Annotated in this window: 15 protein-coding genes; 2 read left to right on the top strand and 13 right to left on the bottom strand. The window is 50.4% G+C overall.

Translation table 11 applies throughout. From position 1 onward, the window contains the following. Window positions 1–49: 49 nt before the first annotated feature. Window positions 50–889 (bottom strand): AraC family transcriptional regulator, encoded by an 840-nt coding sequence (locus tag MHB49_RS01240; RefSeq protein WP_405157017.1) that lies wholly within the window; start codon window positions 887–889, stop codon window positions 50–52. 192 nt (window positions 890–1,081) lie between these two features. Here MHB49_RS01240 and MHB49_RS01235 point away from each other — a divergent pair, with 192 nt between their 5' ends. Next, window positions 1,082–2,383: an alpha-glucosidase/alpha-galactosidase gene (locus tag MHB49_RS01235; protein ID WP_405154724.1), complete on the top strand. Its 1,302-nt coding sequence runs from the start codon at window positions 1,082–1,084 to the stop codon at window positions 2,381–2,383. An 88-nt stretch (window positions 2,384–2,471) separates the two neighbouring features. Here the strand turns inward: MHB49_RS01235 and MHB49_RS01230 are convergent, their stop codons facing one another. The 8 genes from MHB49_RS01230 to ytxJ all read right to left on the bottom strand — a co-directional run bounded on the left by MHB49_RS01230 (window position 2,472) and on the right by ytxJ (window position 12,777). Next, window positions 2,472–3,170 carry a response regulator gene (locus MHB49_RS01230; RefSeq protein WP_405154723.1) on the bottom strand — a complete coding sequence of 233 codons (699 nt, stop codon included), beginning with the start codon at window positions 3,168–3,170 and terminating at the stop codon, window positions 2,472–2,474. Window position 3,171: 1 nt separating this feature from the next. After that, on the bottom strand, window positions 3,172–4,752 hold the full coding sequence (locus MHB49_RS01225) for an ATP-binding protein (RefSeq protein WP_405154722.1): 1,581 nt from the start codon (window positions 4,750–4,752) through the stop codon (window positions 3,172–3,174). 8 nt (window positions 4,753–4,760) lie between these two features. Continuing rightward, complete coding sequence (locus tag MHB49_RS01220; protein WP_405154721.1) at window positions 4,761–7,100, bottom strand: histidine kinase; 2,340 nt, start codon at window positions 7,098–7,100, stop codon at window positions 4,761–4,763. 200 nt (window positions 7,101–7,300) lie between these two features. Further along, a complete protein-coding gene (gene kdpC / locus MHB49_RS01215) occupies window positions 7,301–7,861 on the bottom strand; it encodes a potassium-transporting ATPase subunit KdpC (protein WP_405154720.1) in 561 nt (186 codons plus the stop codon). Window positions 7,862–7,897: 36 nt separating this feature from the next. Then, window positions 7,898–10,042 carry a potassium-transporting ATPase subunit KdpB gene (kdpB, locus tag MHB49_RS01210; RefSeq protein ID WP_405154719.1) on the bottom strand — a complete coding sequence of 715 codons (2,145 nt, stop codon included), beginning with the start codon at window positions 10,040–10,042 and terminating at the stop codon, window positions 7,898–7,900. Between the two features lie 82 nt (window positions 10,043–10,124). Continuing rightward, window positions 10,125–11,804: a potassium-transporting ATPase subunit KdpA gene (kdpA, locus tag MHB49_RS01205; protein ID WP_405154718.1), complete on the bottom strand. Its 1,680-nt coding sequence runs from the start codon at window positions 11,802–11,804 to the stop codon at window positions 10,125–10,127. A 63-nt stretch (window positions 11,805–11,867) separates the two neighbouring features. After that, entirely contained in the window at window positions 11,868–11,930 is a 63-nt protein-coding gene (locus tag MHB49_RS01200; protein WP_231952816.1) for a potassium-transporting ATPase subunit F, read from the bottom strand. Window positions 11,931–12,237: 307 nt separating this feature from the next. Continuing rightward, complete coding sequence (gene ytxJ, locus MHB49_RS01195) at window positions 12,238–12,777, bottom strand: bacillithiol system redox-active protein YtxJ (protein WP_405154717.1); 540 nt, start codon at window positions 12,775–12,777, stop codon at window positions 12,238–12,240. Window positions 12,778–13,037: 260 nt separating this feature from the next. On the opposite strand from ytxJ, the gene MHB49_RS01190 reads away from it, so the two are divergent. Beyond that, on the top strand, window positions 13,038–13,916 hold the full coding sequence (locus MHB49_RS01190; RefSeq protein ID WP_405154716.1) for a hypothetical protein: 879 nt from the start codon (window positions 13,038–13,040) through the stop codon (window positions 13,914–13,916). A gap of 120 nt (window positions 13,917–14,036) precedes the next feature. On the opposite strand, the gene MHB49_RS01185 is transcribed toward MHB49_RS01190, so the two are convergent. The 4 genes from MHB49_RS01185 to MHB49_RS01170 all read right to left on the bottom strand — a co-directional run bounded on the left by MHB49_RS01185 (window position 14,037) and on the right by MHB49_RS01170 (window position 17,049). Next, on the bottom strand, window positions 14,037–14,468 hold the full coding sequence (locus tag MHB49_RS01185) for a VOC family protein (RefSeq protein ID WP_405154715.1): 432 nt from the start codon (window positions 14,466–14,468) through the stop codon (window positions 14,037–14,039). A 299-nt stretch (window positions 14,469–14,767) separates the two neighbouring features. Next, a complete protein-coding gene (locus tag MHB49_RS01180; RefSeq protein WP_053782996.1) occupies window positions 14,768–14,995 on the bottom strand; it encodes a hypothetical protein in 228 nt (75 codons plus the stop codon). A gap of 293 nt (window positions 14,996–15,288) precedes the next feature. Next, entirely contained in the window at window positions 15,289–16,161 is an 873-nt protein-coding gene (locus tag MHB49_RS01175) for a sugar phosphate isomerase/epimerase family protein (RefSeq protein WP_405154714.1), read from the bottom strand. Window positions 16,162–16,173: 12 nt separating this feature from the next. Next, window positions 16,174–17,049: a sugar phosphate isomerase/epimerase gene (locus MHB49_RS01170; RefSeq protein WP_091001471.1), complete on the bottom strand. Its 876-nt coding sequence runs from the start codon at window positions 17,047–17,049 to the stop codon at window positions 16,174–16,176. Window positions 17,050–17,164: the final 115 nt, after the last annotated feature.

The raw sequence follows: 17,164 nt of genomic DNA, 5'->3' as shown, positions 1-17,164 counted from the left end.
GCTGATAATTATGGACAAATTGGGTTCTATTATTGTGAAGCAGTGGCAACTATTCTCCCTGCTCCATGCTTCTCGACCCTTTCGGAGACACACCCGTCACTCGCTTGAACATCTTGGAAAACAGCAATGGATCTGTGTACCCCACAGAGTGGGCCACTTCACTAACCGATAGGGCCGAATGCTGCAGCAGTTCAGCTGCACGATTCATCCGGTATTCGAGAAAGAAAGCCTGTAATGACTTGCCGTACCTCTCCTTGAAAAGCCCTGACAAATATGTGCGATCCAAACCTACCGCTCGGGCAATATCTAGAATTGAAGTTCTCTGACTATACCTGTTCTCTATAAATTGAACGGCCTGCCTGATGTATTCCTCTTTAGTGGACAGAGGCCGTTGCAGCTGCTCTCCTGCGGGAGAAGATGCAATCAGCTCGGCGATCAGCCTGTACAGCAGGCTCTGGTTGAACACATCTCCCCCGGTACGTGTTGATGCTTGAACCATCTCTGCATAGAGACGAGCGAATGTGTCTGGATCACTGGCATCAAATACAGGATGTTCCGGACTGATGTGAGCCCGCTGCATGAATGCCTTGGCATGAACACCCTTGAACCCGAACCAGGAATAAGTCCATGGCTGCTTCGCATCCGCTTCATAATGAATAAGCGTATCCGGAAGAATCACAAATCCCTGACCCTGTGTAAGCTCATATTGCTGATCTGCCATGTATACAGTGCCTCGTCCTTCATGAATGTAATGAACAATATAAGCATCACGAACACCCGGCCCCCAATAATGTGACGGATCACATACCTGCCAACCAAAAAACAACAGTACCAATTCCATCTGCGTCAAATCCATAGGAACCACGTTCGTTTCGATCAGTTCCAACATTCTCACTCCCTCTATTCACCCCAACCGCAATCTCTTCACTAAAATTATAACAGGTAAATAGATGAATTATTAGCTGTAAGCGAATCCAAAAATGGGATTATGACATGTTTCAGAGAGGTTGAGCCATAGTTATATGAACCCGATCCGCCTATATTTGAGGTACACCATTTATTCAGGGAGGCTGAACTTGAGATGAACAAAATTACGTTCCTCGGTGCAGGAAGCACCGTTTTTGTCAAAAATGTATTGGGTGATGTCATGATGACCGAAGCACTGCAGGATTTTGAGCTGGCGTTGTTCGATATTGATGCCGAGCGACTAAGCGACTCAGAGCGTTTGCTTACCAGTATGGCCAGTTCGCTCGGAAGCGGTTGTGCCATCAAAGCCTATACCGACCGTAAGGAAGCATTGCGCGGAGCCAAATATGTAATCAATGCTATTCAAGTGGGCGGGTATGATCCATGTACCATTACGGATTTTGAAATTCCGAAGAAATATGGATTGCGTCAGACGATTGCCGATACGCTCGGGATTGGCGGAATCTTCCGTAATTTGCGGACAATTCCGGTGATGCTCGACTTTGCACGGGATATGCAGGAGGTGTGTCCGGATGCGTGGTTCCTGAACTACACCAACCCGATGGCAGTACTGACCAATGTCATGAACGTGCATGGCGGAATCAAGACCGTAGGTCTGTGTCACAGTGTACAGGTGTGTGTGCCGCATCTGTTTGATGCACTGGGGATCGATCAGACGGGTGTAGTCGCGAAGGTTGCGGGTATCAACCATATGGCCTGGCTGCTGGAAGTCACACGAGATGGTCAGGATCTGTATCCGGAGATTAAACGTCTGGCGAAGGAAAAGCAGAAGGAACAGCATGACGACATGGTACGTTATGAGCTGATGCAGCGCTTTGGATACTATGTTACCGAGTCCTCCGAGCATAATGCCGAGTACCATCCTTATTTTATCAAACGAAACTACCCGGAGCTGATCGAACGCTTCAACATTCCGCTGGATGAGTATCCGCGCCGCTGCGTGAACCAGATTGAAGGCTGGAAGGAAATGCGTGAGAAGCTGTTATCCAGCGAAAATATTGAACATACGCGCAGCCGGGAATACGCCTCGCATATTATGGAGGCCATGGAGACCGATCGCCCTTACAAGATTGGCGGTAATGTCATGAATAACGGACTGATCACCAACCTGCCTCGTGAAGCTTGTGTTGAGGTACCTTGTCTTGTTGATGGATCAGGCATTAGCCCGACGTATATCGGGGACCTGCCTCCACAACTTGCGGCATTAAACCGTACGAACATTAACACCCAACTGTTAACCATTGAAGCGGCAATCACGGGCAAAAGAGAGCACATCTATCATGCCGCGATGCTTGACCCGCATACCGCTGCCGAGCTGTCCATTGATGATATCGTCTCCATGTGTGATGAACTGATCGAAGCTCATGGCGACTGGCTGCCGAAGTACACGTCATAAGAAGTTCAATTGTTCGCCATTCAAAGCGCTGGTTTTCTCTCAACAGAGAAGGCTGGTGCTTCTTTTCATCTTTCCTCTTGTTCCCAGCCTAATCCTGAAGCAGAAAACGATAGCCGATTCCCGGCTCGGTCTGAATAAAACGGGGACGCGTGGGATCTTCCTGCAATTTTTTGCGCAGATGTCCGACATATACCCGCAAGTAATGGCTGTCCGACTCATGATGATGCCCTCCCCACACTTGCTGCAGCAGCTGGCGTTGGGTAATAATTTTGCCTGCATGGGTTGCGAGCACTTTCAGCATTTCATACTCGGTTGGTGTTAACTTTACGGGTGACCCGTCCAAATCGACCTGTCTCTGGGCCAAATCAATGGTGAGTGGTCCAAAACGCAGTATCGGCTCATCCGTAGTTTTGGCCACATGGCGAAGGGCAACCCGAATACGGGCAACGAGCTCTCCCATGCCAAACGGTTTGGTGACATAATCATCCGCCCCGCCATCAAGTGCAGCAATTTTATCCTCTTCGCGATCCTTTGCAGTCAGTACAATGACTGGTACCTGCGACCATTCCCGAATCCGCTGAAGCACATCCATTCCGGACATTCCAGGCAAGCCCAGATCAAGCACAATCAGATCAGGATGCACAATGCTCGCCTGAATGACTGCTTCTTCGCCGTCGGCGCATTCGTGAATCTCAAATTGGTGCGCCTGAAGCGTAACCTTCAGCAGTTTACGGATTTGCGGTTCATCATCCACAATTAATATGCGCGCGCCTTGCGGTGCCGTCATGTCATTCTTCCTCTCCTTGTCCCATATACGGGAATGATGCTTCGGGTTCCTCCGTGGGCAAACAGATGCATACCCGCGTCCCGCCTCCCGGATTCGGTTCTGCGGTGATTGTACCTCCGTGAACTTCGACGATTCCTCTACAGATGGCAAGCCCAAGTCCCGTACCTGTCACATGCCGTGACGATTCAGATCGATAAAATTTCTCAAACACCCGCTCGCGGTCTGCTTCCGGAATCCCGACACCCGAATCAGCTACCACAATGGTCATTCGTCCATTCCGCTCATCTACCTTCACCGTAATGACGATTTCACTGTCCTCTGGTGAATACTTGATGGCATTGCTGATCACATTGACCAGAACCTGCTCCAGCAAAACCTCATCCCCTGATACAAACGGTGGCTGATCCGGCAATTCCACTCGAATGCGACGTTGCTGGATGAATTGCTGAACCTGGCTTAGCACAATGCCGATCATGTCGCCCACGTCGCACCATTTTCTGCGCAGCTGAAGCATGCCACTCTCCAGCTTCACCATGCCCAGCAAATTCGTTACCAGCCTGTTCATGCGCAGAGCCCCATCCCGAATATTGCCTGTCAGTTCTTTACGATCCTCCGGGGTAAAAAGGGAGTCATTCTCCAGCAGCCCTGTCGCTGAGCCAATGATGGCCGTAAGGGGTGTGCGCAGCTCATGGGACACCGAGTCCAGCAAAGCGGTGCGAATTCGCTCCGATTCAGCCGTCACCTGCGCGAGTCTCGCTTCTTCGGCCAGCTTAACACGGGCAATGGCGCTTGCTGCCAACCCGCCACACGCTTCCAGCAAGCGCAGCTCTTCCCGCTGCTCTTGTAGATCGCTGGATTCCAGATTCACGGCCAGCACCCCATGAATCTGATCCTCCGTACGCAGCGGCACATACAGACCAGACGATTCCCGCAGACTGGAGGACCCGCGTCCGGCGATTTCGCCATGTTTATACACCCATTTTGCAATAGCGACTTCAGCTTCACCTTTACCCCAGGCTATTACATCCAAATCCTCCGAGGAGGAGGTAACCTGAAGTTCGCCTTGTGCATTCGGGAGATATATTGCCGCCGGAGTTCCAAGTGTCAGTGACACTTGTCTCGCAATGTTGCCGAGTAGAGTATGCAAATCTGTAACAGCCGTCATCTGACGACTTAACGCATACAGCGAATTCGTCGTAATCTCGCGTTGTTTTACCACCTCCAGCTGCTGCCGCAGGCGCCCCGCCAGACTCGCAGTTAATACCGCCACTGCCAAATACACAATAAAGGAAAATATATATCGCAAATCTTCAACCGTAAAACTGAGATACGGAGGAACAAAAAAGAAGTCAAAGGCAACGACGCTAAGACTTGCTGCATATATGGCCGGCCCCATTCCCCAGTACACAGCGCTGACCAATACCGGAAAAAGATAAATTAACCCCACGTTAACCAGGTCATCGCCAATACCTATCGCTTGAAGCAGAATGGTTAGCAATGTTATTCCAAGGGTTACCCATATATATTTGGGAACACGGTTCAACTTTAGCCAGACGTCTTCCCCTTTATTTCGTTCAGACACAGCACATCTCACATCCCGCTCAGATCATAATCGTAGTCCGCAACGATCAATACGTCCATATGTCTGGATAACCGCACCAGCCTGCTGACCACCGTGCCCTTTCCCCGATAGCCGTTCAGCCACCAGACCCGTTTCGCTTGACCAACCACCAACTGCGTTGCTTTTTCCTCAGAAGCTTTACCCGCCAAAATACCAGGTACATCTCGCAGCCTCTGGCTATGATGAATATGAAATTTGCCGCCCAGTCGAACGGTCAGCTGTTCCAGCTCCTCCAACTGGCATTTCACTTCATCATTCATGGCTATGCCTACATGAACATGGTGTACATGCCAGACCGCCTTTAACCGGTAGGCTGTGCGGAACCCGCGGCGGATCAGCCGCTCCGCATGCTCATCACTGCTTACGCAGACAAAGACCGCCTCCTGTCTGCGCCAGGGACCGCGAAGCGCACTCTTGCGCTCCTGTGACTCAAGGCGTTCATCCACATCATCGGCCAATTCCCGCAGGGCAAGTTCCCGTAAGGCAATCAGATTGCCAATGCGAAAAAAATGACCAAGCGCTTGTTCCACCTTGGCTGCTGCATAGATTTTACCCTCCCGCATGCGTTGCCGCAAGGCTTGGGGGGCTACATCGATAAGCTGGACCTCATCTGCCATCTGCAAAACCTGATCCGGCACTGTCTCTCTGACCCTGATTCCCGTAATATGCTCCACCGCATCGTTCAGACTTTCCAGATGCTGTACATTCACGGTGGTGATGACGGAGATGCCCGCATCCAGCAGGATCTGCACATCTTCGTAACGCTTTTGCCGTGTGCTGCCTGGGACATTCGTATGCGCAAGCTCATCCACCAATACCACCTCAGGACATAGACGAAGAATCGCTTCGGTATCCATTTCCTCGAGCTGTACCCCCTGGTATACCCGCTGCTCGCGTGGAATGATGGATAGTTGGCCGATCTGTTCCATCGTCTCTGACCGATTATGTGTCTCCAGCAGACCAATCCGTACGTCGATGCCTTTGCGGAGCAGATCATTGCCTTCCCGGAGCATCATATAGGTTTTTCCCACACCTGGCGCAGCACCGATGTATACCTTGAACTTGCCACGCCGAATCTGACCAATCTGTGCTTTCATCTCCTGCTCACTTAACCTGCGATATGTTGGCGTCTCTGTATCTGGCAATCGGGTTGGAAGCACCCGCTCGCCCTCATGCTGTGCCCGATCCGCAAGCAGAAACAGATCGACACCCCGAACCCTGCGCAGCAAGGAGTTAACAAATGATCCCCGCCACAGCTCCTGCCAGCGACTGTGCCGTGAGTGTCCCATAACAATGCGAGTAATCTGATGCTGAACTGCGTAGCGTGCAAGCGTAGATGGAATGTTACGGCGGTGCAACACAGGCAATTCCTCAAACTCCCCCCCGAATTTCTCCACCAGTTTGATCATGTTGCGACGAAAAACAGCAGCTTCCTTGGAAAGCGGCTGCTTCATATTGCGAAAGGTTACGGCATGCAGATCTCCGTTTAATCTCTTCGCAATCTGCTGTCCCCGCCGAATATAGATAGACCCGTTCCAGTGATATTGGGTGGATACCAAAATGCGTTCCATGATACCTGTCGTGACCGTAATTCCCATCTCTTCCCGGTGCTCACGCAGTGATTCGTTAACCCCTTCTGCGACAAGTCGAAGTGCCAGTTCACGCAAAATACCCAAATTGCCATGCCGAAATACCGCTTCACCCTCATATCCCCGAAGATGTCCCTCCGCAAGGCGGCTTAATACAGTCTCCGGGGTTACATCGATCAGCTTCACTTCATCGGCCAGTTCAAGGGTATCGGCAGGCACAGTATGCTCTGCCGCAATTCCCGTTAGCTGGCGTGCAAGCTCCGTATATCCCTCCAGCTCATACACATTCACCGTTGTAATGACACTGATGTTGTGTCGCAGCAAATACTGAATGTCTTCCAATCGGGTTGCATGACGTGCTCCTTTTCGGTTTCTATGAGCAAGCCCATCAACGAGCACAACCTCCGGATTACGTGCCAGCAAGGCATCCAGATTCAGATCCTTCATCTCCATGCCATCCTTCCAGCGAGACCAGTGAATGCTTGGAATCCGCTCCAACTCGCCGAGCTGCTCCACGGTCTCCGGTCTTTGCATGGTCGACACAGCGCAGATGACCACATCGATCCCCTGGTGGCGCAATGTGTTTCCTTCCCTAAGCATATGATACGTTTTGCCTGAACCGCTGACCGGACCGATATATATTTTCAAGGTGCCCTGCTGCAGCTTCGTAATCATCTTCAAGATGTCTTCCGGGGACTTCCGCTTGAAGCTGTCTTCCATTCTTCACCGCTCCTTTCCATAACTGTTAAACAACATGGAGAAAGCCCCTTCCGAAGCTCGGAAGAAGGCCTGATACGGATTACACAACGTAGAGTACATCTTATTTGTGATTAACACATTTTCATGTAAATTGATACTGAATAACGCCTCACTCGGTTAGCGTCCCGTAAAATAACACCTCTATCGAACAAGCCGCCACGCTATTCCAGCTCAGCCGTTAACGCCAGATTCAAAGCGGTCACATTCACACGCGGCTCACCGAATATGCCCAGCTGTCGCCCTTGTGTATGCTCCTCCACGATCTTGGCAAGCTCTTGCTCACCAAGGCCCGTTGCCTGGCTAATCCGCGGAATCTGTGCTTTTGCCGCTTCCGGTGACAGATCCGGGTCAAGACCGGAACCGGAGCCCGTCACGAGATCCGCAGGAATGTGCTGCAAGCCCGGATTCTCTTGCTTGAGCTGAGCCACCTTTTCCTTCATTTCAACTATATACGCCTCCGAGGCCACGGCGCGATTAGAACCTGCCGAAGCAGTTCCATCATAATTGGCATTCGATGCCCGGGGCTGGAACAGCCCCGGCGATTTCACTTCCTGCGCCAGCAGCGACGAACCGATGGTTTTCCCGTCTTGTATGATCAGACTGCCGTTGGCCTGATTCGAGAAGAGCAGCTGTGCCACTCCGGTTGTAGCCAGCGGATAGATGACGCCGCAAATCAGCATAAGCACGACAGACAACCGAATGGCGGGCAGTACCTGTTTCATATGAATCACATCCTGAATTTATTATTGGTTGTACCATTACACCAAATGAAGCCCCGACAGCACCAGATCAATCAGCTTAATTCCGATAAACGGTACGATTACACCGCCCACACCATAGATGAACACATTCCGTCCAAGCAGCCGCTCCGCGGACATGGCCCGATATTTCACACCCCGCATGGCAATTGGGATGAGCAGCGGAATAATGATGGCGTTGAAGATCAGCGCTGACAGAATTGCGGACTGCGGTGAAGCGAGATTCATAATATTCAGTGCCTGAAGCTGCGGCATGGCTAGAATAAACATGGCCGGGATGATGGCGAAATATTTGGCAATATCATTGGAAATTGAAAAGGTCGTCAGCGCACCGCGGGTAATGAGCAGCTGCTTGCCAATGGAGACCACCGACAACAGCTTGGTCGGGTCGGAATCCAGATCAATCATATTGGCCGCTTCCTTGGCCGCCATGGTGCCCGAATTCATCGCCAGGCCGACATCGGCCTGCGCCAGAGCAGGAGCATCGTTCGTGCCGTCGCCGGTCATGGCGACGAGCTTGCCCTCCTGCTGCTCTTTTTTGATGGCGGTAATCTTGTCTTCCGGCTTGGCTTCGGCAATAAAATCATCCACACCCGCTTCCAGCGCAATGGTCGCCGCTGTCAGGGGGTTATCCCCTGTACACATGATCGTCTTGATGCCCATGGCTCGCATCTCCGCAAACTTCTCTTTCAGTCCCGGCTTCACTGTATCTTTCAGATAGATCACACCATAAATCTGGTCATCAATGGCAACAGCAAGCGGTGTACCCCCAGCCTTTGCAATTCGGTTCGCAATATCGTCCAAATCGCCGGGTATCCGTCCCCCACGGGAGGAAATATGGCGTTTGATCGCATCTACCGCACCTTTGCGGATCTGCTTCCCACCGCTTAGATTCAGACCCGACATCCGGGTCTCTGCGGTGAAGTTCACATGTTCTGCATCTGCATATTCCGTCTCCGACCAGTTCTCGCCCTGCTTGCCAGCCAATTCAACGACCGAGCGCCCCTCTGGTGTCTCATCCACTACGGAAGCTTGCAGCGCAGCACGGGTCATCTCTTGTGCAGATACGCCCTGAACGGGAATAAACTCCGAAGCCATGCGGTTACCGTACGTAATTGTTCCGGTTTTGTCCAGGATTAGCGTGTCAATATCGCCTGCCGCTTCCACCGCTTTACCCGACATCGCGAGTACGTTGAACTGCGTGACACGGTCCATGCCCGCAATACCGATCGCGGATAACAGTCCGCCAATCGTCGTCGGAATCAGACAGACAAGCAATGCGATCAGGGTAGCCAGATCGAGCCGGATGCCCAAATAATTCGCCATCGGCACCATGGTCATGATGACAATCAGGAATATCAGTGTCAACACGGCGAGCAGTGTTGTCAGCGCAATTTCATTCGGCGTTTTCTGACGCTGTGCGCCTTCAACGAGTGAGATCATCCGGTCGAGGAACGACTCCCCCGGATCAGTCTGCACACGCATCACGATATAGTCGGAAGTAACCCGCGTGCCTCCCGTAACGGAGGAGAAGTCACCGCCCGCCTCCTTGATCACGGGAGCCGATTCCCCGGTAATGGCGGACTCGTCGATAGAGGCCAGCCCTTCAATAATCTCACCGTCCGTAGGAATCAGTTCGCCTGCTTCTACACGGACGATATCTCCTTTTTTCAACTGGGTCGAAGACACTTGCTTGATGGTTCCGTCTTTCTGTACCAGCTTCGCCGTGGTGTCGGATTTCGTCTTACGCAGCGTATCTGCCTGAGCTTTGCCTCGTCCCTCTGCCAGCGCTTCAGCAAAGTTGGCAAACAGCAACGTGAACAACAGGATGAGAAACACCGCGATGTTGTACCCTCGCCCTGCCTCGGATGCAACAAACAGATCCGGATTGATACATAACAGCAATGTGATGAGTGTGCCGACTTCGACGATAAACATCACCGGATTTTTGATCATGACGACCGGGTTTAGCTTCTTGAAGGCATCCAGAGATGCCTGGAGCAGAATGTCCCGACTTAAAGTTTTGCTTCTTTTGGGCGTACCGGGATCGGTACCCGTACCTCTCGTTCCTTTACCCTGGGTTCTGATCGTGCCTCTGTCTAATCCTTCCACCGTCTGCTCCTTCTTTCGTTCCACAACATTCATTGTGATAATCCACCTCCGCACTTTACGTCCTTGCTCCTATTCCCATATCCGATCACCGTACCATTCATCATTGGACCTTCCATCACCGGATCATCGCCAAATGTTCCGCAATCGGTCCAAGCGCCAGTGAGGGGAAGAATGTGAGCGCCCCAACTACCACAATCATCATCACCAGAATTCCTGCAAAAAGAGGCGTGTGCGTACGCAGTGTACCCGTTGTTACAGGAACAACCCGTTTGGTGGCCAGTGATCCGGCAATGGCCAGCATCGCAATCATGGAAATGTATCTTCCCAGCAGCATCACTACACCAATGGCAATGTTGTAAAAGTCCGTGTTGGCATTCAGCCCGGCAAACGCCGATCCATTATTGGCAGCCCCGGATGCAAAGGCATATAACACCTCGGTCAGACCATGCATGCCTGAATTCGAAATTGAAGCAACAGACTCAGGACGCATAAGCGCCAGCGCGGTCGGAGCCAGAATAATCAAAGGATGAATCAGCAGCGCGATGGATGCGAGCTTCACTTCCTTGCCCTCAATTTTTTTGCCCAGAAATTCAGGGGTCCGCCCAACCATCAGCCCACAGATAAACACGGCCAGAATCACATAGAGCAATCCGTTGAGCAAACCTACCCCTTTGCCGCCGAATACGTTGTTGAGCATCATCTCGGCCAGTGCAACCATGCCGCCAAGCGGGGTGAGCGACTCATGCATATTGTTCACCGACCCGGTTGTGGCTGCTGTAGTCACCGCTGTGAAAAGTGCGGATTCGGATACCCCGAACCTGACCTCCTTGCCTTCCATATTGCCTTGGATTCCCACCGCATCCAGCGCTGGCACACCGCGATATTCCGAAACAAATACCGTGGTCAGCATCACGAGGAAAAGTAAACTCATAGCCGCAAACAGCGTCCAGCCCTGCTTCCGGTTGTTCACCATGATGCCGAAGGCGTAAACCAGCGCCGTAGGCAGCAGCATCATGCAGACAATATGCACCAGGTTCGACAGCGCCGTAGGGTTCTCAAATGGATGTGCGGCATTGGTTCCGAACCAGCCTCCACCATTGGTACCCAAGTGCTTGATCGACTCGAGTGAAGCGACCAGCCCGCGGCTAATCGTCTGCTGTGCCCCGTCCAGTGTGGTTGCGTTCACCGCTCCCGCCAGTGTCTGCGGCACACCCTGGAATACGAGGAACAACGCCACAATGAAGCTCAGCGGCAAAAAGATTCTCGTAATCGACCGTACCACGTCGACGTAAAAGTTCCCCAGTTCATCCCGTCGGCCCACCAGGCCACGAATGAAGGCAATAGCGACCGCGAAGCCGGTCGCGGCTGAGGTGAACATTGGAAACGTCACTGCCAGCATCTGTGACAAATAGGACAGGGCGTTCTCGCCCGTGTAAGACTGCCAGTTCGTGTTGGTCATGAACGATGCAGCTGTATTAAAGGCCTGTGCCGCAGGCATGTTGCCTATGCCATCCGGGTTGAGCGGCAGATACTTTTGCAACCGCAGCACCAGAAACATCAATAACAGCATGACGAAGTTCGAAATGAGCACGGCTGACAGGTATTTTTTCCAACCCATCGACTCGTTCTCCTTCACTCCCATCAATCGATACAGCAATCGCTCCGGCCTGCCAAATATCCGATCCAGTCCGGTTCGTTTGCCGTCAAACACCTTCACCAGATAACTCCCCACCGGCTTCACCAGCAGTATGATGATCAGCAGCGTCACCGCCACTTGTAATAAACCGCTACTCATATCCGCATTTCCTCCCTAAAATCGACGATCCGAATGCTTCTGGTTTCGTGCCCCAAACGACTATCAGAATTTCTCCGGCCTCACCAGCACGTAACCTAGATAAACTACCAGTGCGAGTACAATCATGCCGATGACGATCATACGGCTTCTCCCCTTTCATCGCTAAGCATTCATGCTTTCTCGCAGAATTTAACAAACCCCCAGAACACCACAAACAACAGCACAACCAGCCCAATGATCGTGGCATCATTCACCATGTGCTCCCCTCCCTCTCTCTACCGTTCTTGCAACCTTCTACATATGAAATCGTAATACGAAACGCTGTAAAAAGGGGGTAAAGAAATACCCGCCAGGGTGTAAAAATAGCGTAAAAAAGACCCGCCCCCCTCAGCGATCAGCTGAAAGAAACGGGTCTAGGTATATTGGTTGCCCCTCATCCAAACGGATTTTGGGCCCATTGCAGCAGTCTCTTTCGGGTAATTTTCCCGTGTGACGTATGTTGAATAACTTGGCCGCCGTCCAGCAGCAGCACTTGAGGCGATTCATGGTGAACCTCGGTGTCTTCCGCAATGCGGCGGGACAGCGAGCGGCTTTCGATGACTTTGACGATTCGGTACTCCATCTTCTGTCTGGGATCTGATGCATTCGAACCCACAAACGCCATAAACTCCCTGTACGCCCTCGCACTTGTTGGACAGGTTGTACTATGTTTCAGCAGCAGCACCGGATGATCCTGCGACCGCTCAAGCATCTCTTCCCATTCCTCCTGCTTATGCAATTCCTTGACATGTTCACTCAGCATATCATCCAGTCCCGAGCCTGCACGTTTACTAACGACAGATCCAACCACGACGCCCAATGCCGCACCAAAGGCTATCCCCAGAGCGATCTGGTTCGTTGCCACACCAATACTCGTTCCAATGACAATACCCAGGACAAGCCAAAGGGCTTGGGGATTTGTTTTTTTATCCATGAAGATCGTCCTCTCTGGAGATTAGATTTATATATGTATAATAAATAGTTAATTTTAATGCAGGTTACTCATTGGTTTATCTGTATAACCGTGGGCGTTGAACCTGGTCAACGTCTTGCTTTAATCTTTGTGCAAAATTATAACATAGGCGTCTTCAAAGGCGCTTTTATATTCTTCTATGGGTACACTTTTGTGATACACTGAATGTAATTTGGCAACGATGAATATGAAGAAAAAGATTGGAAAGGCGGAAACTCGTTATGGCATATGCTTTTATGATTGAACCGCAGAATTATACCGCTTTGGAGAACGAGGACGAGCTGATTGAAAAGTGTCAGGAGTGGGGCCTGCTTTCAGAGAAAGCCACTAAGGTCAAAACCTTCTATTATAAAGGAAATGGGCTGAATGTGCCTTGCACCATCATTGGCTTTGTCGACCATATGGCCGCAGTCATTCAACTGGACAATGATCAAAAACATTGTATCCATCCTTCTTACCTAAAGGAAATGCAGGCGTCCAGCTATAGTATTAAAAATCCAATTGCAGCTGGAACAGGGACAGACAAGTCTAGCGAACCAGTCACTGCAAGCAATTCAGAGAATCTCACTCGTTCTGGTGCTGTAAAAGATGCTGAACCTGTGGCTAATTTGGATGAGATTACATCCGGTATGTATGGCTTGGATTCAGAATTGGATGTGGACACGGATGAAGACGATTCCTCATCTGCTCTAAAAGGCGACCCGGACGGTCTGGTGGAAGAGTACATCGGACCCGCAAACGGGGCGACCAGTACAGCCAAACCGAAAGCAAAAACCGCAGGCAAGGCCAAATCGATCAAGATTGATCTGCCGGAAGGTAAAGTGAAAATGTCCGCTGTTGTAAAGGAATTTACGACTGTGCCGAACCACTTCTCCGACAATGATGACGAAGTCATCATCTATGAAGCCGTTACGATCACCGAGCCCGACGTTGTTGACGTGGGCGAGGCCTGGTCCAGCCACAGTGCCACGATCAAGAAGCAAGAACTCGAGGTTGGCGATGTGCTTACTTTTGAAGCAAAGATTATCAAGAAAAAGCTGGCCAAGAATCCTGTTCCCTACAAAATCAACAACCCTTCCAAGATCCAGAAAGAAGTCTAATTTTCGGACCAGCATGTATATCACCTTTTGCAGGAAATACACAAAAACCTCCAGACACGTTACTCATGTCATGGAGGTTTTGTAATTTATTTTATATAGTAGAGAAACTGATTCGCACTTTTACTGATGGTTGGCTGCAACACAGCTAATCTGGAAATGGACTCCAAATTTATCCGTAACCATACCATAGGCTGGGCTCCAGAATGTTTCCTGAATCGGCATTTTTACTTCGCCGCCATCCTGCAGCTGATTAAAGATTTCTTTGGCTTCTTCCGGAGTATCCGTATTCACCGTAACATTTACATGGTTACCCACGATATGCGGCATGCCAGGGAATGTATCGGACAGCATCAGCACAGAACCGCCAATTTGCAAAGAAGCATGCATGATGCGGTCTTTCGCTTCGGGTGGTACCGGGTGGTCTGGGTTGGAAGGACCATCACCAAATGTCTGGAGTGCCAGCACTTCCGCTCCAAATGCCTTTTTATAAAATTCCACTGCTTCACGTCCGTTACCATCCGTTACAAGATACACATTCAAGCTAATCGCCATTCGTGCTTCATCTCCTTGATATCATGTAATTAAACCATTCCTGCCACTTGCGACATGAGTATAAACGAACAGGTTGTCCTTTGACAAGCACGTATTTCTGTAAGCCTCGCCAAGAACAATTCTTCCCTCTCAAAAGGAGCTATAACCACTTCTTGCTCATCTTTCCAGTAGTGCTGGGTCACCAAGATCATCCATTGGTAGGATTGTCCTGTAATCCTTATTTTATCCTCGCTGTCTTCACAAAAAAAAACCACTCTCCCGAATCCTGTCGGTAAAATGGCGTGGTCGATCCTATGAGGTTAGCGCGTTTTTACGATGCTATCTATTTCACTTTTCAACAAGAGGTATCGGTGAACACTTCTCATGATCGGGACCTTAGTTAGTTTATTCTTGTCTACATAAAGTTTCATCTGATCTTTGGTCAGACCGAGCAAACTCCCTGCTTCAGATACCGTCAATACAACCTCGGGATTCGTAGCATTAAACGTTTTCTTTACTTTCTGGTTCCAGTCCTCAAATACCTGCATAGATCAGTGATCTCCCCTATCCATAGCCAGTCATTTTCCAGGCTGAATAGATCCATTATACCATACTTGTGATGATCGTAACTTAATCCTTATGTAGAACCAATTAATGTTATTAAATTAGGCTTCGCGAACCAACACCTCGAACTGCCTTAATGCCGGGAATGGAGAGGCATCTGACCACTTAATCAGTTCGCTTAACGTTACCCATTCCACGTGTATATACCTTAACATAAGAAGTGCATAAAGAGCCACTTCCTTAGAGTGGCCCCACGATATAAAACTAAATGATTGCCTTAAGCCTCTTCCCAGAATCGGCGCAGGTTGTTCATGGCAATTTTGGATGCTGACTTGCATTCCTCCATGCCTTCGAACTCTACTGTAATGTTGCCATCATAACCGGAGTCTTTAATCAGTTTCACAATTTTGCGAATAGGAATATCCCCTTGCCCAACAATGGCGCCACGTAAGAAGTTGCCGTAAGCAGTTGTGAACCATTCCCCTTCACCGGGATGTTCATCATAAGGGCGGAAATAGAAGTCCTTGAAGTGGACCAGAGAAGCGTACGGCAGGTTTTTCATCACCCCGATAATCGGATTTTCATCCACACACATGAAGTTACCAATATCGAGAGTCGTTTTGAAGTTGGGACGATCTACGGCATGAAGCACACGCTGCACACGGTCACTGGCCTGCACACTGAAGCCGTGATTCTCAATGGTTGTTGTAATACCAAACTGCGCAGCATAATCAGCAATGATCTGGCTTCCCTTCACCATCAGCGGCAGATTTTCCTCGAACCAGGCAATGGTCATTTTCTCCTTGGGCAAAGTAAACGCCGTTACGTCATGACGCATGTGCTTTACACCCATCCGGTGAACAACATCGACATGCCTTTTGACCCGTGCCATCTCTTCTTCAAAAGCCTCTTCCGTCTCCTGCACGAAATTCGCAGGCATCGAATAGTTGGACAGCTCAATGCCCGCAGAAGCAGCTCGCTCCCGAATGGCGTCAGCGAGATCAGGATTGTCCTCCACGGTGTAGCCATAGGGAACCATCTCCATATGCTCGCCACCATTTGCAGCTATCCAGTCGATAATATCCAGCACCGTCATTTCACCCGAATTCAAATCGTTTAACAAGCTATACGTACTCAGGCCCACTTTCATCTGCTCAGCTCCCTATCGGTATTGTTGGATAAATTTAACCGCTTTGCGAATGTCCTGTTCCGGCTGGTCGCCTACCTCGCGTTCAATCGTCAGATAACCTTTGTAGCCAATATCCCGAAGGGCTGCAAAGTAGGCGTCAAAATCCACACTGCCCTCGCCCAGCGGTACCTCACGGAAGAATGTTCCGGAAGAGACCATTTCGGCAATTTTCTCATGATCCATAGGGGCATATCCTACTGCACCGTATACGTCCCTCGGGTCTACTTCCTTCAGGCGCACACCGTCTTTCACATGGGTATGCACAATATAATCCTTGAGCAGATGAACACCTCGTGCAGGGTCATCTCCGGTAACCATCACCATGTTTGCCGGGTCAAAATTCACCGAAACACCGTTGGTCGACAGGGTATCCAGAAACCCTTTCAGGTCTGCTGCCGTTTCCGGCCCCGTCTCAATCGCGAAGTAGGCTCCTGCGCTTTTGGCGTATTGGCCCAGTTCCTCACATGCGGCATGCAGTGTGGCATACACTTCGGAGGAAGGATCATGCGGAACAATACCGATATGGGTTGTAACGATATTTGTACCCAGATCCAGAGCAAGATCCACGATGCGCTTGGACTTCTCTACTTTCCACGGATTATCTTCCTTGACCTGGAACCCGTGACCGCCCAAATCGCCAACCAGGGCAGAAATTTCAAGACCAAGAGAATCGATATAACTTCTTAACTCCTTGCGGGCCGCTGGAGAGAGGTTTTCGGGGTCCATCTCTCCATGGACTGCATAGATCTGTACGCCTTCTGCACCTACATCCTTCGCTTTGCTTAATCCTTCACGTACACCTACACCGAAGCTATCCACGATAACGCCAATCTTGTTTGTTAATTTCATGCCATACCCTCCCGTTAAATCGGTATTTGATTTTCCATTCCTGGTGAGCCTTCATGACGGACGGAATGCTCTATACAATTTTCGACCCCTACCCGGTCACTCCTTTTTCTCCGAT

This window comes from Paenibacillus sp. FSL K6-0108, from assembly GCF_045040695.1.
In the GTDB taxonomy this organism is placed as follows: Bacteria; Bacillota; Bacilli; order Paenibacillales; family Paenibacillaceae; genus Paenibacillus; species Paenibacillus pabuli_B.
Note: the sequence above shows the minus strand (reverse complement) of the source record. Positions and strands in the feature narration are given on the sequence as shown.